The organism is Rhodococcus sp. IEGM 1306, assembly GCF_036541985.1.
GTDB classification, from domain to species: Bacteria; Actinomycetota; Actinomycetes; order Mycobacteriales; family Mycobacteriaceae; genus Rhodococcus_F; species Rhodococcus_F qingshengii.
In genome coordinates this window covers 357,110-380,745 of the sequence record NZ_JAZHFF010000002.1, presented here as the reverse complement: position 1 = coordinate 380,745, position 23,636 = coordinate 357,110, and the positions used below count along the sequence as shown (strand labels likewise).

Annotated in this window: 25 protein-coding genes; 8 read left to right on the top strand and 17 right to left on the bottom strand. The window is 62.8% G+C overall.

All coding sequences use genetic code 11. From position 1 onward, the window contains the following. Positions 1-109: 109 nt before the first annotated feature. Positions 110-991: a peptidylprolyl isomerase gene (locus V3587_RS08550; protein ID WP_124569687.1), complete on the top strand. Its 882-nt coding sequence runs from the start codon at positions 110-112 to the stop codon at positions 989-991. Then, entirely contained in the window at positions 991-1,803 is an 813-nt protein-coding gene (locus tag V3587_RS08545; RefSeq protein ID WP_411742224.1) for a peptidylprolyl isomerase, read from the top strand. Before V3587_RS08550 ends, V3587_RS08545 begins: the two co-directional genes overlap by 1 nt. Positions 1,804-1,854: 51 nt before the next feature. Here the strand turns inward: V3587_RS08545 and V3587_RS08540 are convergent, their stop codons facing one another. The 10 genes from V3587_RS08540 to V3587_RS08495 form a co-directional block, all read right to left on the bottom strand. After that, positions 1,855-4,266, bottom strand: coding sequence for a RelA/SpoT family protein (locus V3587_RS08540; RefSeq protein ID WP_095973602.1), 2,412 nt, complete (start codon positions 4,264-4,266; stop codon positions 1,855-1,857). 98 nt (positions 4,267-4,364) lie between these two features. Further along, entirely contained in the window at positions 4,365-4,943 is a 579-nt protein-coding gene (locus V3587_RS08535) for an adenine phosphoribosyltransferase (RefSeq protein WP_007732962.1), read from the bottom strand. Beyond that, a complete protein-coding gene (locus V3587_RS08530) occupies positions 4,940-6,670 on the bottom strand; it encodes an ABC transporter substrate-binding protein (RefSeq protein WP_283376369.1) in 1,731 nt (576 codons plus the stop codon). Before V3587_RS08530 ends, V3587_RS08535 begins: the two co-directional genes overlap by 4 nt. Before the next feature lie 2 nt (positions 6,671-6,672). Continuing rightward, the gene (gene secF, locus V3587_RS08525; RefSeq protein ID WP_411742227.1) at positions 6,673-7,872 is read right to left on the bottom strand and encodes a protein translocase subunit SecF; all 1,200 of its coding nucleotides are present in this window, start codon (positions 7,870-7,872) and stop codon (positions 6,673-6,675) included. 20 nt (positions 7,873-7,892) lie between these two features. Then, a complete protein-coding gene (gene secD, locus V3587_RS08520; protein ID WP_283376367.1) occupies positions 7,893-9,614 on the bottom strand; it encodes a protein translocase subunit SecD in 1,722 nt (573 codons plus the stop codon). Between the two features lie 237 nt (positions 9,615-9,851). After that, positions 9,852-10,199 carry a preprotein translocase subunit YajC gene (yajC, locus tag V3587_RS08515; RefSeq protein ID WP_003943339.1) on the bottom strand — a complete coding sequence of 116 codons (348 nt, stop codon included), beginning with the start codon at positions 10,197-10,199 and terminating at the stop codon, positions 9,852-9,854. Between the two features lie 138 nt (positions 10,200-10,337). Further along, the gene (gene ruvB / locus V3587_RS08510; protein ID WP_095973598.1) at positions 10,338-11,435 is read right to left on the bottom strand and encodes a Holliday junction branch migration DNA helicase RuvB; all 1,098 of its coding nucleotides are present in this window, start codon (positions 11,433-11,435) and stop codon (positions 10,338-10,340) included. Then, positions 11,432-12,031, bottom strand: coding sequence for a Holliday junction branch migration protein RuvA (gene ruvA / locus V3587_RS08505; protein WP_003943318.1), 600 nt, complete (start codon positions 12,029-12,031; stop codon positions 11,432-11,434). The genes ruvB and ruvA overlap by 4 nt, the downstream gene beginning before the upstream one ends. Beyond that, on the bottom strand, positions 12,028-12,597 hold the full coding sequence (gene ruvC, locus V3587_RS08500) for a crossover junction endodeoxyribonuclease RuvC (RefSeq protein ID WP_003943325.1): 570 nt from the start codon (positions 12,595-12,597) through the stop codon (positions 12,028-12,030). The genes ruvA and ruvC overlap by 4 nt, the downstream gene beginning before the upstream one ends. 125 nt (positions 12,598-12,722) lie before the next feature. Beyond that, positions 12,723-13,475 (bottom strand): YebC/PmpR family DNA-binding transcriptional regulator, encoded by a 753-nt coding sequence (locus tag V3587_RS08495; RefSeq protein ID WP_007732951.1) that lies wholly within the window; start codon positions 13,473-13,475, stop codon positions 12,723-12,725. A gap of 145 nt (positions 13,476-13,620) precedes the next feature. Between V3587_RS08495 and V3587_RS08490 the strand changes: the two genes are divergently transcribed. Both V3587_RS08490 and V3587_RS08485 read left to right on the top strand, forming a co-directional pair. Beyond that, positions 13,621-13,977: a GntR family transcriptional regulator gene (locus V3587_RS08490; protein WP_283376366.1), complete on the top strand. Its 357-nt coding sequence runs from the start codon at positions 13,621-13,623 to the stop codon at positions 13,975-13,977. After that, positions 13,974-14,894 carry a hypothetical protein gene (locus tag V3587_RS08485; RefSeq protein WP_283376365.1) on the top strand — a complete coding sequence of 307 codons (921 nt, stop codon included), beginning with the start codon at positions 13,974-13,976 and terminating at the stop codon, positions 14,892-14,894. Before V3587_RS08490 ends, V3587_RS08485 begins: the two co-directional genes overlap by 4 nt. Before the next feature lie 13 nt (positions 14,895-14,907). Here the strand turns inward: V3587_RS08485 and V3587_RS08480 are convergent, their stop codons facing one another. Beyond that, positions 14,908-15,609: a GAP family protein gene (locus V3587_RS08480; RefSeq protein ID WP_283376364.1), complete on the bottom strand. Its 702-nt coding sequence runs from the start codon at positions 15,607-15,609 to the stop codon at positions 14,908-14,910. Position 15,610: 1 nt separating this feature from the next. Beyond that, a complete protein-coding gene (locus V3587_RS08475) occupies positions 15,611-15,811 on the bottom strand; it encodes a hypothetical protein (RefSeq protein WP_003943331.1) in 201 nt (66 codons plus the stop codon). Between the two features lie 111 nt (positions 15,812-15,922). Here V3587_RS08475 and V3587_RS08470 point away from each other — a divergent pair, with 111 nt between their 5' ends. Continuing rightward, complete coding sequence (locus V3587_RS08470; protein WP_283376363.1) at positions 15,923-17,149, top strand: sensor histidine kinase; 1,227 nt, start codon at positions 15,923-15,925, stop codon at positions 17,147-17,149. Continuing rightward, positions 17,104-17,781 carry a response regulator gene (locus V3587_RS08465; protein ID WP_166809512.1) on the top strand — a complete coding sequence of 226 codons (678 nt, stop codon included), beginning with the start codon at positions 17,104-17,106 and terminating at the stop codon, positions 17,779-17,781. Before V3587_RS08470 ends, V3587_RS08465 begins: the two co-directional genes overlap by 46 nt. A gap of 26 nt (positions 17,782-17,807) precedes the next feature. On the opposite strand, the gene pdxT is transcribed toward V3587_RS08465, so the two are convergent. Together pdxT and tesB are read right to left on the bottom strand one after the other, a co-directional pair. Continuing rightward, positions 17,808-18,413, bottom strand: a complete 606-nt coding sequence (gene pdxT, locus V3587_RS08460) for a pyridoxal 5'-phosphate synthase glutaminase subunit PdxT (RefSeq protein ID WP_095973592.1) — start codon at positions 18,411-18,413, stop codon at positions 17,808-17,810. After that, positions 18,413-19,282: an acyl-CoA thioesterase II gene (gene tesB, locus V3587_RS08455; protein WP_007732935.1), complete on the bottom strand. Its 870-nt coding sequence runs from the start codon at positions 19,280-19,282 to the stop codon at positions 18,413-18,415. The genes pdxT and tesB overlap by 1 nt, the downstream gene beginning before the upstream one ends. A gap of 79 nt (positions 19,283-19,361) precedes the next feature. On the opposite strand from tesB, the gene V3587_RS08450 reads away from it, so the two are divergent. Further along, on the top strand, positions 19,362-19,985 hold the full coding sequence (locus V3587_RS08450; protein ID WP_283376433.1) for a hypothetical protein: 624 nt from the start codon (positions 19,362-19,364) through the stop codon (positions 19,983-19,985). A gap of 36 nt (positions 19,986-20,021) precedes the next feature. On the opposite strand, the gene V3587_RS08445 is transcribed toward V3587_RS08450, so the two are convergent. The 3 genes from V3587_RS08445 to V3587_RS08435 form a co-directional block, all read right to left on the bottom strand. Continuing rightward, the gene (locus tag V3587_RS08445) at positions 20,022-20,843 is read right to left on the bottom strand and encodes an acyl-CoA thioesterase (RefSeq protein WP_019748291.1); all 822 of its coding nucleotides are present in this window, start codon (positions 20,841-20,843) and stop codon (positions 20,022-20,024) included. 113 nt (positions 20,844-20,956) lie between these two features. Next, positions 20,957-22,468: an HNH endonuclease signature motif containing protein gene (locus V3587_RS08440; protein ID WP_283376362.1), complete on the bottom strand. Its 1,512-nt coding sequence runs from the start codon at positions 22,466-22,468 to the stop codon at positions 20,957-20,959. Positions 22,469-22,665: 197 nt separating this feature from the next. Then, positions 22,666-22,923 carry an NUDIX domain-containing protein gene (locus tag V3587_RS08435; RefSeq protein WP_283376361.1) on the bottom strand — a complete coding sequence of 86 codons (258 nt, stop codon included), beginning with the start codon at positions 22,921-22,923 and terminating at the stop codon, positions 22,666-22,668. Positions 22,924-23,085: 162 nt separating this feature from the next. Here V3587_RS08435 and V3587_RS08430 point away from each other — a divergent pair, with 162 nt between their 5' ends. Beyond that, positions 23,086-23,562 (top strand): RidA family protein, encoded by a 477-nt coding sequence (locus tag V3587_RS08430; RefSeq protein WP_020969521.1) that lies wholly within the window; start codon positions 23,086-23,088, stop codon positions 23,560-23,562. Positions 23,563-23,636: the final 74 nt, after the last annotated feature.

The following is a 23,636-nucleotide window of genomic DNA, read 5'->3' as shown; positions in this document are numbered from 1 at the left end:
GTTGCAATGGGAGACTCTGACGACGAGTAGAGCCGCTTGCCGAAGCCGACCCCAGGGTGTCGCTCGGCCGGCCGACCACGATCCACCCGCGATACGGAGGACTACAGCAGTGCCGAGTAACGAGCAACGCCGCGAGGCGGCGAAACGCAAGCTCGAGCGTCAGCTCGAACGCCGCGCAGAACGTGCCCGCAAGCGCAAGCAGATGACGATCGCCGGAACCGCGCTCGGCGTGGTTGTCGTGGTCGGTGTCGTCGGTGGACTCATCTGGCTGAGCAACCGCAGTGACGACGACGCGAACACCACCAACACTGCTGCCGACGACTCGAGCCTCACGCCACAGACTGCGGGTGCCATGCCTGCCGGACTGTCGACGCCGCTCGCCGACACGGTGTCCTGCTCGTACCCGGCTGACGGCGCTACCGCGTCCAAGGCCAACAATCCGCCTCGTACCGACGGCATCCCCACCACCGCGCCCGACGCGACGCCGAGCATCAGCGTCGAGACCTCGCAGGGAAACATCGGGCTCACGCTCGACGGAACGAAGTCGCCGTGCACGGTCAACAGCTTCGTGAGCTTGGCGCAGCAGGACTACTTCAACGACACCACCTGCCACCGTATGACGACGAGCCCCTCGCTCCAGGTTCTGCAGTGCGGTGACCCGTCGGGCACCGGCACCGGCGGACCGGGCTACGGATTCGACAACGAGTTCCCCACCACGGCCTACGCCACCACCGACCCGGCAGCGCAAGAGCCCGTCACCTACGCGCGCGGCACGGTTGCGATGGCCAACACCGGGGCACCCGGTAGCAACGGCAGCCAGTTCTTCCTCGTCTACGGCGACTCACAACTCCCGCCGCAGTACACGGTTTTCGGCACGATCGACGAAACCGGGCTCGCCACTTTGGACAAGGTCGCGGCCGGCGGATCGACGCCAGAGGGCGACGGCAAGCCGAATCTGACCACCGACATCAAGACAGTAAGGCTCGACTGATGCGACGTAATCCCGTGCTGCGCTTTCCTGTAGTCATTGCCGCTGCGAGCGCCGCGGCGCTGCTTCTGGCTGGTTGTTCCAGTGATTCCGGTAGCTCGGACTCGCCGTCCAGTACCTCCAAGGCGAAGACGACAACCGCTGCCATGCCGCCGCTCGACATGTCGCAGTTCGACGCACTCCCGCCTGTCCCGACTCCGGCGTCGGCGACCGTCGACTGCTCGTACCCGAGCGCGGCGGGTGCAGCCAAAACCGTCAATCCGCCGAACTCCACGGGTGTGTCCACCGAGGGAACCGTCAACGTCGCGCTCACGACCACGGCCGGCCCGATCGGGATGGAACTGAACCGGGCAGAAGCCCCCTGCACGGTCAACAGCATCGTGAGCCTGACCGAGCAGAAGTACTTCGACGACACTCCGTGTCATCGACTCGTGACCAGCCCTGGGTTGCAGATCCTGCAGTGCGGCGATCCCTCGGGCAAGGGCACGGGCGGACCGGGCTACGGCTTCGACAACGAGTACCCGACCACGGCCTACCCGGCTAACGATCCGGCACTCTCCTTGCCTGCCGTCTACCCCCGCGGCACGCTGGCAATGGCCAACTCGGGTGTACCGGGCAGCAACGGCAGTCAGTTCTTCCTCGTCTACGAGGATTCGGTCTTGCCGCCCAACTACACGGTCTTCGGAAAGATCGACGACGCCGGCCTGGCGACAATCGAGAAAATCGCAGCCGACGGCGACGACGGTGGCATGGGCGCAACCGGCGGCGGTGCACCCAACACCCCGATCACCATCGAGACTGCAGTAGTCGCCTGACCCACTGTGCGCCTTTATTAACCGCCCGCGGTTAATAAAGGCGCACAGCAGTTACGAAGCAGAGGTCACGCGGTAGACGTCGTAAACGCCTTCCACATTGCGAACCACATTGAGCACATGACCCAGATGCTTCGGGTCGCCCATCTCGAAGGTGAACTTGCTGATCGCCACTCGGTCGCCGGACGTGGTGACCGAGGCGGACAGGATGTTCACCTTCTCGTCGGCCAACGCCTTGGTGACGTCGGAAAGCAACCGATGACGATCGAGCGCCTCGATCTGGATCGCGACCAGGAACACCGACGTCGCTGACGGCGCCCATTCGACGTCGATGATTCGCTCCGACTGATCGTGGAGCGAGTTGGCGTTGGTGCAGTCGGTACGGTGCACGCTGACCGCTCCGCCGCGCGTGACGAAGCCCAGAATCGAATCGCCCGGAACCGGCGTGCAACATTTTGCCAGTTTGGCCACCGTGCCCGGCGCTCCGGGAACAAGAATTCCGGAGTCGCCCGTACTGCGGGTGCGTACCGGCATGGTCGACGGCGTCGAACGCTCGGCCAATTCCTCCTCGACGGCGCCGACGCCGCCCAGATGAGCAACGAGACGCTGCACGACGTGGTGCGCCGACACCTGGCTCTCGCCTACCGCCGTGTACAACGCCGAGACGTCGGGATAGCGAAGTTCGTGCGCGATCGTGCTCATCGATTCGGCATTCATCAACCGCTGCAACGGAAGTCCCACACGGCGGACTTCCTTCGCGATCTGATCCTTGCCGGACTCGAGCGCCTCTTCGCGGCGTTCCTTCGCGAACCACTGACGGATCTTCGCCTTGGCGCGCGGCGAGACGACGAATGTCTGCCAATCTCGGCTCGGCCCGGCGGTGGCAGCCTTCGACGTGAAGACCTCCACGACTTCGCCGTTCTCGAGAGTTCGTTCCAGTGCGACCAGTCGGCCGTTGACCCTGGCACCAATGCATCGGTGGCCGACCTCGGTATGCACCGCATACGCGAAATCAACGGGAGTCGATCCGGCAGGCAACGTGATGACGTCACCCTTCGGCGTGAAGACGAAGATCTCCTTGACGGCGAGGTCGTAACGCAACGATTCGAGGAACTCCCCCGGATCGGCTGCTTCACGTTGCCAGTCGAGTAGCTGACGCATCCACGCCATGTCGTCGACCTCGGCGATGTCGCCGGCGTGCTTGCCCTTGGTCTCCTTGTACCGCCAGTGCGCGGCGATACCGAACTCCGCGGTCCGGTGCATGTCCTGGGTCCGGATCTGGACCTCCAGGGGCTTGCCTTCCGGTCCCACGACGGTGGTGTGCAGCGACTGGTAGACGCCGTAGCGCGGCTGCGCGATGTAGTCCTTGAAGCGTCCGGCCATCGGCTGCCACAGCGAGTGGACTACGCCGACCGCGGCGTAACAGTCACGCACTTCTTCACACAGAATGCGCACGCCGACCAGATCGTGGATGTCGTCGAAATCGCGGCCCTTGACGATCATCTTCTGATAGATCGACCAGTAATGCTTGGGCCGGCCCTCGACGATGGCGTTGATCCGCGAGGCGGACAGAGTCGAGTTGATCTCGGCGCGAACCTTGGCCAGATAGGTGTCTCGAGACGGCGCGCGATCGGCGACCAGTCGAACGATCTCGTCGTACTTCTTCGGGTGCAGGATTGCGAACGAGAGATCCTCGAGTTCCCACTTGACGGTCGCCATTCCGAGCCGATGCGCAAGTGGCGCAATGACTTCGAGAGTCTCTCTGGCCTTACGTGCCTGCTTTTCGGGCGGCAGGAATCGCATCGTGCGCATGTTGTGCAGACGATCCGCAACCTTGATCACGAGCACGCGCGGGTCCCGCGCCATCGCGATGATCATCTTGCGGATGGTTTCGCCCTCGGCTGCGGTGCCCAGAACGACCTTGTCGAGTTTGGTGACTCCGTCGACGAGGTGAGCGACCTCGTCACCGAAGTCCTTGGTCAACTCTTCGAGTGAGTAACCGGTGTCCTCGACGGTGTCGTGCAGAAGGGCTGCGACGAGGGTGGTGGTGTCCATACCCAACTCGGCCAAAATGCTCGCGACTGCCAACGGATGCGTGATGTACGGATCGCCGGACTTGCGCCGCTGGCTCGAATGTCTGTCCTCGGCGACGTCGTACGCACGCTGGAGCAGCGCGAGGTCGGCCTTCGGATACAGCTCACGGTGGAGGCTGACCAACGGCTCGAGTACCGGGCGGATGGTGGCATTGCGCTGACCGGTGATGCGCCGCGCAAGCCGGGCACGCACCCTACGGGAGGCCGAAGCGGGCACGGCCAGATTCTGCCCACCCCGATTGCCGGTAGTTTGCGCTGATCCCGAAACGTCAGGAACCGCGGACTTCGATGGTGTCGTCTCCGGAGCGGGAACTGCACCCGTCTCCTGCGACACTGCACCCGAGTTCTGTGATCGATCAAGATTCGACGTCATGTCGCCACCTCCTACCACCGAGTTGGATGAGGCAACCGCCCTGCATCGGGTAATTGCCCTGGAGGTCTAACTCGACCCCCAGGAGACAACTTTAATACTCAGACCTTCACCAGGGATGTCAGTGGGTACTTCAAGAAGCGATCACGGCCGCGCAATTCCTCGATCTCGAGCACCACTGCGACGCCGACGACGTTAGCTCCACCCAACTCAACCAACTGTACAGCCGCCTCGAGTGTCCCTCCGGTAGCCAGAACGTCGTCGATCACCAGAACATTCCGTCCGGTGAGATCGAAGCCGTTTGCCGGGATCTCGAGTGTCGACGATCCGTACTCGAGGCTGTAGGAACGAGAGAGCACCGGCGGCGGCAGTTTGCCGACCTTCCGCACGGCAACTACTCCAGCGCCCATCTTCGCGGCCGCGCCGGCACCGAGCAGGAAACCGCGAGCATCGACGGCGGCGATCGTGTCGGCGTCCGGAGCACAGGCGACAAGGGCGTCGAGCACGGCTCCGAATCCCTCGGCGTCGGCGAACACCGGAGTCAGATCGGCGAACCGAACACCGGGACCGGGAAAGTTGTCCGCCCAGCGGGTCAGCCGAACGACGGCGTCTCCGGCAGCCCGGTGGATTGCGATCAATTCTTCAGTCGTGTGCAAGGCAACACCGTTCGAGACGCTCATCTGCGTAGTACCCATCTGTCCATGTTCCAGCCGGTAGCGGCCCGAGTCGGATTGACCAACACTGCCGACATGCCTGGGGCTACAGCGACAGTTCGTAGTTGATTGAACAGTGGAATCGTAGGCACCTGGGTCCACAGGATGTTCTCCGCCTCCACCGAGAGTCCCAATTGCGCACTGGTGCTCGCATCCACGTTCAACTGATCGATGATCTGATCGATCCTTACGTTTCCGTACGTTCCGAGGTTTGCGCCGTTGCCCGATCGCAATGCTCCGCGCGCGTCGATCATGCTCGCTGTGCCGCCTGCACCGACTTTGCCTGCCATGCCGGAAAGCACAGCGTCGACTCCCCCGGACTGCAGACTCGTCGGATCGAAGCTGTCGCTACTCGCGTCCTCGATCGTGATTCCCGCCGGAGCACACGCGGCTTTCGCCTCGGAGACGATCTGCGCCCGCACCGGGTCCGGTGCGAGGTACCCGACCCGGATGGTCAACTGATCGAGGTCGGCTTCCGACAACGAGGTCTTCGCGGCCTCGACGTCGGCGTTGGCGTACCGATCACCGTCGACCGCGGCGGCGTCGCCGTAGACGAGTGAATCCGGCGCCATCAGTCGTGAATCAACCACGCCGGAACCCAGACCGGCCTGCGGCGCATTCTCCGTCTGTCCGAACTTCTCGAAAAGTGTTGTCCGCGGAACGCAATGCGCGAAGGCACGGCGCGCGGCCTCGTCCCCCAGCGCGCCCGAAGTCGCGAGAACGAACTGCTCGATCGACCGCGACGGAATCTGCTGGACATCGAACCCGGACGGAGTGCCGAGTTCGCCTGCCGACCCGGAAGCGACGTCGACGACCTCGATCGAGTTCTTGTCGAGGTCCTCGGTCAGATTCACACCACGTGGCCAGACGACGATGCGATCGGTCGCCGGCTTGTTACCCCACCACCGCTCGTTCGCGACCAGTACCAGACCGTCGTCGTCACTGTACGAGTCGATTCGATACGGACCAGCGGAAGGCAGTACGGAGGTGTCCACTTGCCCGGGAGTCAGGTTCCACCCGGTGTTCCAGAAGTCCGCGATCTTCGACAACGCTTCGGCGTCAGCGGCATTCACCGCACTCACGACGTCGCCGACGCCGGCGCGCTGCGTCACGATGTGTGAAGGCATCAATGCAGTCGCACCGAACAAGGATCGCCAATCGGTGAACGATCGCCCGGGTTTGAAGAAGACAGTCGCGTCCTTCGACCCGCTCTGGCAGTCGATCCGGTCGATGTCCGCATATCCGAGATTGTTCGCCGTGTCGAACATGGGCTTCACGACCCCATCGACGTCTTTGGTGAACTTGCCACTCGACGCCGCCCAGGTGAGGACCAGATCGTCACAGGACATCGGAATCCCGTCGGAGTACACGGACGCCGGATTGAGCTTGTACGAGACCGTGAGGACGTCACCGGGCAACTCCGACGCCGTTCCGATGTCGGTGTCCGATACCGGTGCCCCGGCCGGGCCCGTGAACGTGAAGCCGGGAAGCACCCGGCCGAACGCGGCCATCGCCCCGGACACCGATCCGGCTGTCGTGTTGGCGTTGTACGTGGAGATGGAGTTGTCGATGGCGTATCCGATGGAGGGAACCTGCTCGGAGCTTTCCGAGCAGGCCGCCAACGAACCCGCAGCCACCGCAGTGGCTGCAACGAACGTCATCGATCGAACCAGTGTGCGTGTCCTTGGGAGCATGTTCAGTGCCCCTTCTTGTTTCGCTTTCCGGTCGGCCGCGCACCCGGCTGCGGAGCAACCGGCACACGACGTGCAACTGGTGCGCCGACGGCAACCGCCTGCGTACCCTTCTCGGCCAGCGTAGCCCGGCGAGCGAGCACCTTACGAGTGTGTGCGGCGACGGGTCCCCAGCGTTCCTTCATCGACACCAGGAGCGGCGTCGCGAAGAAGATCGAGGAGTACGCACCGACGATGATGCCGACGAGCTGAACGAGCGCAAGGTCCTTGAGCGTGCCGACGCCGAGCATCCATACCGCGACGACCATCAGCGCGATCACCGGAAGCACACTGATGACGGTCGTGTTGATCGATCGCATCAAGGTCTGATTCACCGCGAGGTTGGCCTGCTCGCCGTACGTACGACGCGTCAGATGCAGAACACCGCGGGTGTTCTCTTCGACCTTGTCGAACACCACCACTGTGTCGTACAGCGAGAAGCCGAGAATGGTGAGCAAACCGATCACCGTCGCGGGCGTCACCTCGAAACCGACAAGCGAATAGACGCCGGCAGTGACGATGATGTCGAAGAACAACGCGACGATGGCTGCTACCGCCATGTCGCGCTCGAAGCGGATGGCGATGTAGATACTCACGATCACCAGGAACACAATCAGCGCGATCAGCGCCTTCTTGGTGATCTGGCCGCCCCAGGTTTCACTCACGTCCGCGAAACTGATGGCTTGCGCCGACGGGTTCCCGTTCTTGTCCTTGGGCTGGAACTCGTCGAAGAGAGCAGACTGAAGATCGTTGATCTGCGTCGCGTTCAACGTCTCCGACCGGATCTGCACGGTGGCGCTGGCACCCGAGCCGACCGTCTGCACGCTGACGGGCTCGAAGCCGAGTGTGTCGGAGTACACGGTTTCCACCGCCGACGTCTCGACTCCACCCTCGGCCGGGAACTGAATGCGCGATCCGCCTTCGAAGTCGATACCGAAGGTGAAGCCGCGCAAAATGATGCTCAGCAACGCGATCGCGACCAGAGCGCCGGTCAGTCCGTAGTAGAAGCGACGCTTGCCGACGACCTCGAACGCACCCGTTCCGGTGTACAGACGCGAGAGCCAGCTGTGCTTGGGCATCGCGCCCTGGTCGACGCCGGAGTCGGTGATCTCCGATCGGGCTGCGGCATCGGAGGACGCGGCCGAGGAACTGTTGTCGGACCCCATCGGGGAGTTGTTGGACTCGCTCATGCTCGTGTCTCCTTAGCCGACGCAGCGGCGGCAACCTTACGTTCGCGGGCAACCTCTTGCACTGCGCCGAGACCGTTGACGCTGGGCTTGGACCAGAACGCCGAACGGGACGCCATGCTGACCAGTGGCCACGTCACGAGGAACACGACAATCACGTCGAGGATGGTGGTAAGACCCAAGGTGAAGGCGAATCCTCGCACCTGTCCGACCGCCAGTACGTACAGAACTGCAGCGGCGATGAAGCTCACCGCGTTGCCGGAAAGAATGGTTCGGCGCGCTCGCGCCCAACCGCGTGGCACCGCCGAGCGGAAGCTACGACCCTCACGCATTTCGTCCTTGATGCGTTCGAAGAACACGACGAAGGAGTCGGCGGTCATACCGATACCGATGATCAGACCGGCCATGCCGGCCAAGTCGAGTGTGAAGCCGATGTATCGACCGAGCAGAACCATGATCGCGTAGACCATGACTCCGGACAGAATCAGCGACAACGCCGTCAGGACGCCGAGCATGCGGTAGTAGACGAGGCAGTACAGCAGCACGAGTACGAGACCGACTGCTCCGGCGATCAACGCCGCCTGCAGTGATGCCAGGCCGAGCGTGGCCGAGACCGTCTCCGCCTCAGAGGCTGCGAACGACAGCGGAAGCGAACCGTACTTCAGTGTGTTGGCCAGCTCCTTCGCGCTTTCTGCAGTGAAGCTGCCGGTGATCGAAGTGGCACTGCCCGCAGGCGTTGCGCCTTGAATCGTGGGAGCGCTGACGACCTTCGAGTCGAGGGTGAACGCTGCCTGCTTGCCGATGTTGGCTGAGGTGAACTCGGCCCAGGTGTTGCTGCCGGTCGTCTTGAACGAGAGGCTGATCTCGTGGCGCGACTGCTGCGAGTTGAAGACCGACGACGCGTCGGCAATCTCCTGGCCGTCGATGATCGAGGGACCGAGAAGGTAGATGTTCAGTCCGTCTTGCGAGCATGCGACCAGCGGCAGGGTCGGGTCGTCGTTGCCACGAAGTGGATCTGCAACCGAGCAGTCGAGGTTGGCCAGTGCCTGCTGCTGCACAGTTTGGTCGGTGCTCTGTCGAAGGGCGCGCGCTGCGGCGATTTCCGCTGCTGCTGCGTCGCCTTCGTCGGTGCCGTCGCTCGGCGCGTCTCCGGTGGGAGCCGGCGTTGTCGTCCCCGGCGCCGGGGTGGCCTCCGGGGTAGTCGGGTCCTGAGCCAGGAACGGACGGTTCTGCGGAGTCTGGGTCCCGTCAGCGGGCGCTTCGGGAGCCGGAGCATCGGTGGCCGGAGTTTCGGCCGCCGGCGCCTCGGGCGTAGCTGTCCGATTCGCGTCACGGGTGGCGACATCGATCGAACCCGTCACCGGGCGGATGTACAGACGGGCGGTCTGGCCGAGCGAGCGAGCCTGCGCACTGTCGTCGCCGGGAACGGTGATGACGAGGTTGTCACCGTCGACGACGACCTCGGAGCCGGAAACGCCGAGACCGTTGACGCGGGTCTCGATGATTTCCTGAGCCTGCTTCAGACTGTCCTGACTGGGAGCGCTGCCGTCCGGGGTACGAGCGGTCAACGTGACGCGCGTTCCACCCTGCAGGTCGATACCGAGCTTCGGCGTAGTCGACTTGTCGCCAGTGAAGAACACCAGGGCATACAGTGCCACCACCAGGACCCCGAAAAGGGCCAGGTAGCGGACCGGATGCACCGTTCCGGTGGAAGGTGCCACGATCTTTAAGTCTCCTCAGTAGGTGCAGAGCTTCAGTAAATGCAGGGCTCGGGCGGTCGACGACCACCCGAGCTGCGGCGTTCGAACTGCAACGATTGATCAACGGGATGAACTGAGCTGCTGGTCAAAGAACGGCTCTGACGAAAGAATCATTCTCACGAAAGAACTACCACGGACAAACTGATCTGGACGTGTGTCCGAGTTCACAACTCTAGAACACGTACCAGGTCGACGAAGTCAGGACTCCTTGGTGAGCCGGATTTCGGTGTCGGCAGCAGACTCTTCGATCTCCGAAATCGAGTCGTCGTCGTACTCGTCGGTCTCGGTCGTCTCGACCACGCGCTCACGGATGACCAGACGCGACCAGGTGGTGATGACGCCGTCGGCGATCTCGAGGTCCACGGTGTCGTCGTCCAGAGAAGCAATCGTGGCATAGAGCCCGGCCGTGGTCTGCACTCGATCGCCGACCTGCAGCGAGTCCTGCATCTCGGAAGTGGCAGCCAAAGCCTTCTTCTGCTTGCGCATGCCCAGGAACATGGGCACCAGCAGTGCGAGGATCAAGAGTGGGAAAAGCAAACTCGACATGTGTTGATCAACCTCGGTTGTGTTGCACGTTTTACGCCGCGATGGTCCCGGATGGACCTACGCAATACACCAGTGTGCCATTAGTTGCTGAGGATTCCTGACAGATCGGCCGTTCAAGTAGGCCTTTCCAGTCGAAATTCACTCTCCGTTCGGATCGAACAACGTGGCCTGCGGTTCGTTGACACGAACCTCGATACCGCCCGCTGCGGCATCCGGCGGCGGTGTCATTCCGAGTTGCGTCCAGGCAGCGGCGGTAGCCACACGTCCTCGCGGCGTCCGGGCGATCATCCCGGCACGGACCAGGAACGGCTCGCACACTTCTTCCACCGTCGACGGTTCCTCGCCGACGGCCACCGCAAGCGTCGACACGCCGACAGGCCCGCCGCCGAACGACCGCACCAACGCACTCAGAACGGATCGGTCGAGACGATCCAAGCCCAACTGGTCCACGTCGTAGACGGCCAAGGCTGCCTGAGCGACGTCCATGGTGACGATTCCGTCGGCGCGGACCTCGGCGAAGTCACGAACCCGGCGCAGCAAGCGGTTCGCGATACGCGGCGTCCCGCGCGAGCGTCGCGCGATTTCGGCCCCGGCGTCAACTTCGAGATTGACGCCCAGAATTCCGGCCGACCTCATCAGAATCTGTTGCAGCTCTTCGGGTTCGTAGAAATCCATGTGCGCGGTGAATCCGAAACGATCGCGCAACGGACCGGTCAGCGCACCGGATCGGGTAGTCGCACCGACCAGCGTGAACGGTGCAACCTCCAGTGGAATCGACGTGGCACCCGGCCCCTTGCCGACGACGACGTCGACACGGAAGTCCTCCATCGCCAGGTACAACATCTCCTCCGCCGGACGCGCGATGCGGTGAATCTCGTCGATGAACAACACGTCGCCTTCGACGAGATTGCTCAGCATCGCGGCCAAGTCTCCAGCGCGTTCGAGCGCGGGCCCGGACGTCAGCCGCAGTGAAGAGCCCAACTCCCCCGCGATGATCATCGCCATCGACGTCTTACCCAGCCCGGGCGGACCGGACATCAGGATGTGATCAGGCGTGCTGCCACGAAGTTTTGCACCGGTGAGCACCAGCTGCAATTGCTCACGAACACGAGGTTGCCCGATGAAGTCGTCGAGACTCTTGGGACGCAAACTCGCTTCGACGTCGCCGTCCCCTGCCACCAATTCGGCGGAGACCTGCGACTCGTCCTCGAAATCGTCGATCGGGTCGAAGTTCATCGAGTCTTACCGAGCAACGACAGGGCAGAACGCAGCGCGACCGACGTGGTGGCCTCGGGTGATTCCGCCAGAACCGAGTCCGTGGCCTGCTCGGCCTGCTTGATCGGGAAGCCCAGACCTTCCAGAGCTTCGACGATCTGATCGCGGATCGAACTGCCGGCGACCACACCGGAAGCCGCGCCGGCCGTCGTCGCGACCGCGTCGACCTTGTCGCGCAGTTCGACGACCATGCGCTCAGCGCCGCGTTTTCCGATACCGGGGACCCTCGTCAACGCCGTCAGGTTGCCTTCCGAAAGTGCCCGCCGCAATGCGTCGGGTTCGAGAACTGCGAGAGTTGCCATCGCCAGGCGCGGCCCGACACCCGAGACCGTTTGCAAAAGGCTGAACAGATCCTTCGACTCGGTATCGGAAAAGCCGTACAACGTCATCGAATCTTCGCGAACGATCATCGTCGTGAACAGTCGTGCTTCGCTTCCCCGATGCAGCGCACCGAGGGTCACCGGGGTGGCATTGACCCGATAGCCGACGCCCGACGCTTCGATGACCGCATGGTCGAGCGCAATATCGAGTACCTCGCCGCGTACCGACGCGATCATCGTGAACCTGCCTTCTTCGTCTCGGCCAATTTTGCCTGATACTTACGCATTTGTTCGGCGGCCATCGCCTCGGCGCGGGCCATTCTCTCGATCATGGGAGCTCGCCAGCAGTGACAGATCGCCAGCGCCAGCGCGTCGGCGGCATCAGCAGGTTTCGGCGCAGTCTTCAAATTCAGGATTCGAGTCACCATCGCGGTGACCTGCGCCTTGTCTGCGTTACCGCTACCGGTGACGGCAGCCTTCACCTCACTGGGCGTGTGGAAACACACCGGGATTCCGCGCCTGGCTGCCGCGAGTGCCACAACACCGCCCGCTTGCGCCGTTCCCATCGCGGTACTGACGTTGTGCTGTGCGAACACTCGCTCGATCGCAACCACCTCGGGCTTGTACTGCTCGATCCACAGTTCGGCCGCATCGGAAATCCGCAGGAGCCGAGAACCGAGGTCCATCTCCGCCGGGGTCCGCACCACGTCGACTGCAATCGGGCGCACTTTCCTGCCGTTGCTCCCGTCGACCACGCCCAACCCACAGCGAGTCAGCCCTGGGTCCACTCCGAGCACGCGCACTTTGTCACACCTCTCCATACCGAACAGCTGTTCGATAGCTTAGCGGTGTGCGGTACTACTACCCCGCATCAACACGCAACCCGGCCCAGACGCGGACGTCAGGGCCGGGTTGAGTTGAAAAGCAATCAGTCTTCGAGAGCCGCGAGAACCTCGTCGGACAGATCGATGTTGGTGTAGACGTTCTGCACGTCGTCGGAGTCCTCGAGCGCGTCGACGAGCTTGAAGATCTTGCGTGCGCCGTCGACATCCAGGGGAACCTCGACGGAAGCGCGGAAATCAGCTTCGGCTGAGTCGTAGTCGATGCCGGCTTCCTGCAGCGCCGAACGCACTGCAACCAGATCCTGTGGCTCACTGACGATTTCGAAGGTTTCACCGAGATCGGTGACCTCTTCGGCGCCGGCGTCGAGCACAGCCATCAGGACGTCGTCCTCCGACTGGCCGTTCTTCTCGAGCGTGACGACGCCCTTGCGAGCGAACAGGTAGGACACCGAACCCGGGTCTGCGAGGTTTCCACCGTTGCGCGTCATCGCGGTGCGAACTTCACCGGCTGCGCGATTGCGGTTGTCGGTGAGGCACTCGATCAGAACGGCGACGCCGTTGGGTCCGTAGCCCTCGTACATGATGGTCTGCCAGTCTGCGCCGCCCGCTTCTTCACCGGCGCCGCGCTTGCGCGCACGCTCGATGTTGTCATTGGGAACTGACGTCTTCTTCGCCTTCTGGATGGCGTCGTACAAGGTGGGGTTGCCCGTGGGATCGCCACCGCCGGTTCGTGCCGCCACCTCGATGTTCTTGATCAGCTTCGCGAAGGATTTGCCACGACGTGCGTCGATCACAGCCTTCTTGTGCTTGGTGGTGGCCCATTTTGAGTGGCCGCTCATGCGATTCAAGCCCCTTTCCTGCTGCGTTGCGCACGCCGAATGCGCGTCTTTCAGCTCTGCCGATGTTACCCGTCCCACGTCACAACTCGCTGCATCCCCCGACACGAATTAGTCAAACCTCGCATTGTTTGCATAGAATGCAAACATGTTGGTCCGAATAGATCACGCCTCCACAACTCCACTCGCGGAGCAGATTGCAGCCGGGGTTCGTGGCTCGGTCATCCGCGGTGAGATCGGTCCAGGTGACCGCCTGCCGTCCGCTCGCGCCCTCGCCGAGTCGATCGACGTCAATCTCCATACGGTTCTTCGTGCGTACGCAACACTGCGCGACGAAGGCCTGCTCGATCTCCGACGCGGACGTGGCGCCGTCATTCGCACCGAATTCGACTCGGGAAGAACAGCTCTCAACGAATCTGCGCGCGAGTTCGTACGGCAAGCCCGAAATCTCGGACTCGACACCGCGCACATGCTCGACCTCATCAAGGAGACCAGCACACAATGACGACCAGCAAGATCCGACTCTGGACAGCAGCTTCGCTGACTCTGATCCCGACCCTGATCCTGGTTATCGCACGCTTCGCGTGGGGTGACCGCCTACCCGAGACCGTCGCGAGCCATTGGTCCGGGTCGAACCCGGACGGGTTCAGCACCACGACGACCTTTTTCTCCATCGCGCTGGCGATATCACTGGTGGCAGTCGTTATCGCGTGTGTTGTCGCGGCCCGTTCGAGTGACAACGCCCCCCTGTTTCTCGCCGTCACCTCGATCTCGAGCGCAACGCTGGCGACGATCTGGATTCTGAGCGTTGCCCTGACGCTCGATGCCGGAACGCCGGCAGACGCACGTATCGGCTGGTGGATTCTTGCGCCGATCGCGGCGGTACTCGTAGGAGTTCTGGCATACGCGCTGCCTGACCAGCAACGAAACGGCCCGAAGTCGCCCCTGCCGACTCCGACGCTCGATACTCCACTGACGTCCTCCGAACGTGCAGTGTGGGTCGGGCAGGTCCGCAGCGTCTGGCCGTGGATCACTACCGCCGGCCTCGTAGTTCTCGTCATCGCGACTGCCGCGTACTCGGATTGGTGGGTTGCCGTGATCCTGGGTGTATCCACCCTCGCCGTCACAGCATTCGCGTCGGTCACCGTGCGCGTCGACCGTCACGGTGTCGGCATCAGTTCCTGGGGCGTTCGATGGAAGAAGATCCCCATTTCGAAGGTGAAGTCCGCGTCGGTCGACGCGATACGTCCGGCCGAATGGGGTGGATGGGGGTACCGGATCACACCTCGTGGAACAGCCGTCACGCTCCGCTCGGGCGAGGCCATCGTGGTCACTCTCGAGAACGGACGACTGTTCGCCGTGACCGTCGATCACCCGGAAGACGGTGTGAAGCTGATCAATTCGCTGGTTCAGGCTGGTTGATTCACGAACGACGTCAGTTCACGAACAACACGGCAGCGGCATTGCCGGCGAGGTAGAAGCCGGCAATGCCGAACACCCAACCCATTGCGGTGTCGCCGTGGTGAGAGATGAACGAATCCACTCGGCGCAGCGGCTTGTCGAGGCGGTGGCCGGCCACGACCCGCCCGAACAGAAGAAGGACCGCTGGCGCGGCCATGATCAGACAGTAACCGGCAAGTATCGACGCAGACGTGACTGCGGACAACCCAGCAGCGGTGATCATCGCGATTGCCGCCAAGTAAGGCAGCATCGTCACCAATTCAGCAGTCCCGGCAGCAATCGCCAGAAGTACAACACTTCTCGCGGAACTCGCCGAGCCCAGCACCCGCTCTCGCCAAACATGAGTTCGATCGGCCCGACCGGATGTGCGCCTCTTCTCGGAATCGAATCGAAAGCTCCACGCGAACAACGCGATACCGAGAATCAACTGCGCACCGCGGGCTGCGGGGGTTTCGAGCAGCGGGGCGACGACAGGCATGCCTGCCCGTGCCGTCGTCCAGACTGCCACCCCGACAACAAAATAGAACGTCGTGATGACCACCAAATAGATCACCATCCTGCGAACGTGCGGTCGTCCCGGCATCAACAACATCCAGACCGGGACGACCAACGTTCCGATGCTCGTACTGTCCAGCAGGGCGAGTCCACCCAGGGTCGCGAGTAGGACGAGTTCCACGTCAGTCGTTTCGTCGCTCGGGTATCGCCGTCTCCCTCGTTCGGACTGCATTCACGATGTCGAAAGCACCGATGATCGCGAGAATCACGCCGAGTGGCCCGCCGCGAAACCAGAAGAACTCGGCGTCACGCGCGAACAGCCACAGGCAGCCACCACCGACGACCAAGAGAATGCCGATCATCAACTCGAATCGAATTTTCATGCCTCCAGCATGTCTTCACTCTCGAATCCGCACATCAGTCATCGGAACAACACCGACCTCATCATTTGGTATGACAAGTCGAGCGCCCCGATGTGCTCTGATAAGTCTGTGGTGACCAGAAGTCGGAGTGCCGGCAAGTTGAACGGTCCGCTCATCGCCTTCGGCTTGTTCGCGATCGGGGCGCTCCTCTACCTCGTCGGCTTGTACGAAATGTGGACCGATGTCGGAACTGTCGCCGACGTCCCCGTCGGAGTCCGGATCGGGATGCTGGCTCTGCTGTGTGCGATCGACTCGTTCCGGCAGGTGCGCCCGGCCACGGCCCTGGCGGCGGGGGCCGTCATCGTCGCGGTCGACGCCGCCCTCGGCCCCACTCTGCCGATGTGGCTGGTTCTCTCGGATCTCACCTACGCCGCAGTTCTGTACGGGACGGCTCGGCTGGGCCGAGTGGTGTGTTCTCTGACCGCGGTGACGGTTGCCGCACTCGCCGCCCTCGTTTACCTGTCCACCCAGGACGTCCGCGCTGCAGCCGGGGCAGGCGTCGTGACCGCTCTGTTCTTCGGTACGCCGGTGTGGTGGGCACTGGTCATCCGTCGACAGGTCGAACTGACCAAGGCCGAACGTGAGCGTTCCCGAGTCCACGAAGCACTCGCCGTTCTGGACCGCGAGGCCGCAGTCGCTCACGAACGCGCGACCATGGCGCGCGATCTGCACGACGTGATCGCGAGCCATCTCTCCGCCATCGCAATCCACTCGGAGGCCGCACTCTCCACCGCAGCTCTCTCCGCTGAACGGGGCGAACCCGACGATGAACGACAAACTGGCTTGAGGGAGATGATCGGAGCGATCAGATCGAGCAGTCTCGCGGGACTTTCCGAGATGCGGTCGATGATCGAACTGCTCCACGCCGGGGACGACGAGACCCCGGACCCGCGTTCCTCTCCCCCGAGGCTGACCGAGTTGCCCGTCGTCCTGGACGCAGTTCGGGCGGCCGGCGCCGCCGTGCACGTTGCGATCGACATCGATGCTGCCGACCTGCCGAGCGTCGTCGATCATACGGCGTATCGGATCACCCAGGAGGCGCTGACCAATGCACTCAAGCATGCGCCTGGAGCGCCGATCTCGATGTCGATCTCTCTCCAGCACAATGCATTACAGATCGAGATCCGAAACCCCGTCGGCCGCGGCACATCCAATCCGCGGGTAGGAACGCATGGACTTGCAAACATGCGTCACCGCGCCGAGCTGCTGGGCGGTTCACTCGACGCACTTCCGGTCGACGGAGAATGGACGGTATGCGCGCAGCTACCGGTCCCCGCACCGAGCGGAACGGATCGGTGATCACCGTCGCCCTGGTCGACGACCACGCCGCGATCCGTTCCGGACTGTCGATGATCCTGCGGCAGCACGACGACATCGATGTCGTCGCGGAGGCCGGTGACGGAGCGTCGGCGATCACCGTCACTCGCACGCACCAACCCGACGTCGTGCTGATGGACATCCGGATGCCGGGCACCGACGGCATCGAAGCGACACGTCAGATCGTCGGCACTACCCGAAGCCACGTACTGGTGTTGACCACCTTCGATCTCGACGAATACGTCTTCGCAGCCCTGCGCGCTGGTGCGTCGGGATTCCTGCTCAAGACTGCGACCGCGGACGAGCTGACCAGCGCTATCCGAAATGTCGCAGCCGGAGATGCAGTGCTCGCTCCTCGCGCGGCGCGTGCACTGATCGGCGAGTTCGTCCAGCGTGCACCCAAACCCACCGAACCGATGGGATTGAGCGAGCTCACCGACCGTGAACGTGAGGTGCTCGCGCTGCTGGGGACCGGTCTGTCGAATGCCGAACTGTCGCGGGAACTCGGTGTCGGTGCTCCGACGGTGAAGTCGCATGTATCGCGAGTTCTGTCGAAGTTGCACCTCACCTCACGCGTCCAGGCGGCGATCCTTGCCCGCGAACTGGAGCTGTAGGTTCGACCGAGGCTGAGTATGCGTCGTTATCCGCGCACCAGATCGACGAACATCTCGTGCACCCGACGGTCACCGGTCACCTCGGGATGGAATGACGTGGCGATCACCGAGCCCTGCCGAACCGCGACGATCCGGCCCGCGGCCTCCCCCGCGGCGGCGGGAACCTGCGCAAGGACCTCCACGCCCGGACCCACTCGCTCCACCCACGGGGCGCGGATGAAGACGGCGCGGATGGGATCACCGATGATGCCCTCGAACTCCAGGTCGGACTCGAAAGAATCGACCTGCCTGCCGAAAGCGTTGCGGCGCACCGTCATGTCGATGGCGCCGAGATGCTCGGCGTCCGGCCGGGTGTCGAGTACCTCGCTGGCGAGCAGAATCATGCCGGCACACGAACCGTAGGCCGGCAGCCCGCCGCGGAGTCGCTCACGAAGCGGTTCCAACAGTTCGAACACCTGCAGAAGCCGGCTCATGGTGGTGGATTCGCCACCCGGAATCACGATTCCGTCTACCTTGTCCAACTCCTCCGGCCGACGGACACCCACGGCATCGGCACCCGAATCATCAAGTGCGGCAAGGTGCTCGCGAACATCACCCTGGAGAGCGAGTACACCGATCAAAGGACGCGTCATCACACAGTTCCTGTCTTGTTCTCACGGCTGTTCTTGCTCTCATGGCTGTCGGGTTCGCGTTCCAGACGCGTCAAACCCTCCTGAACCACCGCTGCCACCATGTTGCCATCGCGATCGTAGATACGCCCCTGAGTGAGCGCGCGACCGAAACCTGCCGACGGTGACGTCTGGTCGTAGAGCAACCACTCGTCGGCCCGGAACGGACGCAGGAACCACATCGCATGATCGAGCGAAGCAGTCTGCGTCTTCACGCCCCGGTGCGGGACTTTCGAAGTTCCGAGCAAAGTCATGTCACTGAGGTACGCAAGCGTGCAGATGTGCAGCAGCGGACGATCCGGCAGAGCCTCGCGGTAGCGCATCCACACGCGTTGTTGCGCGGCGAGATCCGGCGCTGACGCGCTCTGCTCAGCGGGCACAATTCTGATGTCCCAGTTCTTCCACTCCTGGTAGAACTGCGATTCAGCCAATTTGGGAACAGTCTGCGCGTCCGGCAAATCCTCCGGCGCCGGAACGGAGGGCATCCGATCCTGGTGCTCGATACCTTCGTCGTCGACGTGGAACGAGGCCGACATCGTGAAGATCGTCTTGCCGTCCTGGACTGCGTTCACCCGGCGGGTGCAGAACGAGCGTCCGTCGCGGATGCGGTCCACCAGGTAGACCGTCGGAATCTTGGGGTTGCCCGGACGCAGGAAGTATCCGTGCAACGAGTGCACGTGGTAGCTCTCGTCAACGGTGCTCACGGCAGAAACCAACGACTGCCCGGCAACCTGCCCGCCGAACGTCCGTTGAAGCGCGGTGGGATGGACCGCACCACGGAAGATGTCCTTCTCCAGGTGTTCGAGCGCGAGGATCTCCTCGATACCAACCATGAGTCCTCCGAAAACATAGACCGCCGCACTGGGCGCGATGACGGTTCACAATATCGCCTCGGCGAGCGGGCACGGCACCATGGTGGGCGTGAGTACATTCATCCCGTCCACTCCCCTCGCCCTGGCCGAGCAGATTGCAAGGCTGAGCGGATCCCTTCCGTCGGTGGCGGTAGTAGCGATCGACGGACCTGATTGTGCGCAGCCGTCTCGGCTCGCGGAACTGGTCGGCGCCGCCGTCGAGTCCCACAACAGACCGAGTGCTGTTGTGTCACTGCACGACTACGTGCGACCGGCCTCGCTGCGATACGAGTTCGGGCACGAGGATGGGTTGAGTTACCGCACCATCTGGTTCGACTATCCGGCACTCGATCGCGAAGTGATCACCGCGGCCCGCACCAAACGAACGCTGTTGCCGAAACTCTGGGACGAACCCACCGATCGATCGGCTCGCTCGATCCGGGTCCCTGTCCATGAGCGCGCGGTCATCGTGATCGCCGGTCCGATGTTGCTCGGGCGTGGGCTGGAGTTCGACGTCAGCGTCCGCCTGGACATGAGCGAGGCTGCCATGCGACGGCACACGCCGGAGGCGGATCTGTGGACCGTCGACGCACTTCTCGAACACCGATCAGAGGTGTCCGAGGAGGTCGATTTCGAGGTCAGGTACGACCATCCGGCTCGGCCTGCGGTGCGGTCTCGCCCCTGAAGGGTCTCACTGCGATGGGCCTCACTTCAGGCGACGTCACTTCGGCCGATAGAGCCTGGTCAGGCCTTCCTGGACGACTGCAGCAACCATATTTCCTCGGCTGTCGAAGATTCGTCCCTGCGTCAGTGCGCGACCGAAGCCCGCTGACGGCGACGTCTGGTCGTACAACAGCCACTCGTCGGCCCGGAACGGACGCAGGAACCACATGGCGTGATCGAGCGACGCGCTTTGCATGGCGACGTCCATGTGAGGGCCGCGGGAAGATCCGAGCAGCGTCATGTCGCTCATGTACGCAAGCGTGCACACGTGAAATACCGGGTCGTCCGGGAGAGCCTCGCGGGAACGGAACCATACTTGCTGCTGCGCGGCAGCGCCCGGACGTTTGTTGATGTCGGCCTTCGGCACCATTCGCAGGTCCCAGTCGGACCACTCGCGCGCCAACCACGCAGTTTCTGGGTCTTCCGAATCCTGGGCGATGGCCAAGGTCTCGGGGTCGGGGACCGGTGGCATCTCGTCCTGGTGCTCGATGCCTTCGTCCTGGACGTGGAAGGATGCCGACATCGTGAAAATGGCTTGTCCGTCTTGGATTCCGGTGACGAGTCGGGTCGCGAACGATCGACCGTCTCGAACTCGATCCACCAGAAAGACCGTCGGTTCCATCGGATTGCCCGGACGCAGGAAGTACCCGTGCAGCGAATGTACCGAGTAGGCCGGATCGACTGTGCGTACCGCCGATACCAATGCCTGTCCGGCGACCTGGCCGCCGAAAGTGCGGGTCAGGGTGGTCTCCGCGATGATTCCTCGAAAGATGTCCCGCTCGAGGCGTTCCAACTCCAGAATTTCTTCGATCCTCGCCATCGATGCTCCACATCTTCCCGTGTACCGACGTCTACCGACCTTCACACAATGCCTGACGCACCCCCCGCCACCAAAGTGGGCATCCAAAATCAAGGAGTGACACGCCGATCTACTCAGAATGGTGGTGGATCGTCTCCGTGATCGACGGTCTTCCGTCGGCCCCTCTTCTTCATTCGCAGGTGCATTCGTAACCGCTGCCGCCGGCGTTCACCTTTGACGCGCACAGCCTTGTTTTCCAGACGTGTGCGCCGACGCCGACCGCCCTCGGGCGGTACTGGCTCGAGCATTCCCGACATCAGACCTGACGGCCTCGTTCGGTAGCAATGTCCGGTCGGCGAGGTCAGCATGACGCTGCGGTCCGGGTTCGAGGTGTGCATCCACTGACCGGAATGCTTGAGGCGGTGATGGTTTCGACAGTAAGCACTCATATTCGACGCCACGGTCTTTCCACCACGAGTGGGATCACGATGATCAAAAGGTTCAGTGTGATCGAGATCTGAATTCCATGCCGCGACATCGCAGTGCAACCACTGGCAGCTTCCTGCGATCACCCGCAACCAGGTGTCGAGGAACGCGCCCGGGCGGTACACGAACGCCGAAGGGGTTACGGGCGAAGGTGCTTGCTCGCTCGCACCGGCAGACTCACGCTCCGCGTCGGCTGGAACCTTCACCTTCCGAATCACCGCACCCGCAGCGATGTCACGCGCATGCTCCGCACTGATCACTCCGTACCCGTCGAGGTGAGCGGGTTCGTCTGCGCCTGGTGCTTCACCACCTTGAAGCGCGGACTCAAGCACGACCACATGAACCAACGGCCGACGCACCACAACAATCCCGCTTCGATGTTGTGGGCAGTCGGCCCGGCCGCAATCACACGGCAGAATCGTCGACCCGGCTACCAACGCTCCCAATGCGTCGGCTCGTCGCTGCTCGTACTTACGGGAATCATGTCGACACACCGACAGTGCCAACTCCCGCAACCGACCGTCGAAAGCCCGTGCGTTCTCCGCCGGAATACTCCCCAAGATCCGGGCCATTCCGTCCTCGGCAGCGCTCACACCCACAAACCGATCGGCCAGGGCGCGGCGTCGACGTTCCCTCATTCCCTCGGGATCCACCACGGCGACGATCCGGTCGATAGCCGCCGTCAATCGGCGACCGGTCAGGCCCGTACCGCCGTGAATCGGTGGGGCCGAAATCTTCTCGAGGAGTTGCCGTTCCACCTCGTCGATCACATCGTCGGCGACGTTGGCCGTTGCGGAGTCGATCAAGCCCACTCGATAGAGATCGAGTTCTCCACGCGCCATAGCGGCACGCGTGCGATGGAGGCGAGTCTTGAGAGAAAAGCCGAGACCGATCAACTTTCCCGCCGCGGCACGACCCATGGTCAACGCCGCGCCGAGCTCTGCCTCAGCCAGTTCGTGAGCGGTGGACGACCACGCGCCGGCATCGGAGTGGTCAGCGCTGCGACGCTCGAAGAACTCGGCAATGGCGGCGAGTTTCCGTTCCACGAGCATCGATTCACGCGCATGCAGGTCGGCGATGAGATCGATGAGGGCGCAGTCGGATTCGGCACCGGGCAGCTGCGCTGCGGTACCTGAATTTCCTACTCCGTCATCGAACATTCCTCAACCATATTCGAAACTCTGTTCGAATCGCTATGGTTTCCGGAAATCAGTCCGAAGAATCCCGATTGACCGAAAATTGTTGCGGAGCAACATTTGCAGCCACTCTTGTTTCGGCAACGGATCCCACTACTGAATCAGGGCGTCGATAATGCGGGCGACTCCGGCCGGGTAGATGGGGCGGTCGGACCCACCTGTCAGTACCCAGTGGACTGGACTACCTTCGTCGAGGACTCGGAGTTGCACGTCGAGCGGAACTCGGCGCTCCCCAACGTGACGCCGAGTTCCTCCGCGAACTCGCGTCGCAGCGCCGCCTCGGCCGTCTCACCGAACTCGATACCGCCACCGATCAATCGATGGAAGTTCTCCCCCGTGACAGAGTCCGTGCCGTCGAGCATGAGTACGTGACCGGAACGGACAGGTAGCCCCAGCGAGATGTTGCGAATTGACGACATACAACAAAGCTTAGGTGGCCGAATCGAACACCATTTTGAATCCGACGACAGTGAGTATCACCAAAAGTGATGGGGTGGGCGCAAATACGACTTGGACTTGCAGACACCGCCGATGACAGACTCGAACACCATTCCCGGACAAAAGAACCCATTGAGGAACCGATGAACGACGCAAGTACCTGGACCGCACGACTCGCCGCACTCGACCTGACCCTCCCGCCTGTTGCCACCCCCGCAGGCTCATACCTTCCCGCCGTTCAGACGGGGTCATACGTCTACACGTCGGGGCAATTGCCTCTCGTCGACGGCACCACGACGTGCATCGGCAAGTTGGGCGAAGGCGTGTCCGTCGAAGACGCAGCCCAGGCGGCGCGGTTGTGCACTCTGAACGGACTCGCAGCCGTCGATGCATTGGTCGGGCTCGACCGCATCGTTCGCGTCGTCAAAGTCGTTGGATTTGTCGCTTCGGGATCAGGATTCTCGCAGCAACCCCAGGTGATCAACGGCGCATCCGACCTGTTGGCCGAGATCTTCGGTACGGCCGGACAACATGCCCGCTCTGCGATCGGTGTGGCCGAACTCCCCCGAAACAGTGCCGTCGAGGTCGAGTTCGTGTTCGAGGTATCGGACAGCATCTGACCCGGTCTGCCATACGCCGAAGGGGCGGCGGTTGCCAATGCAACCGCCGCCCCTTCGTCTGTAAAGACCTTCAG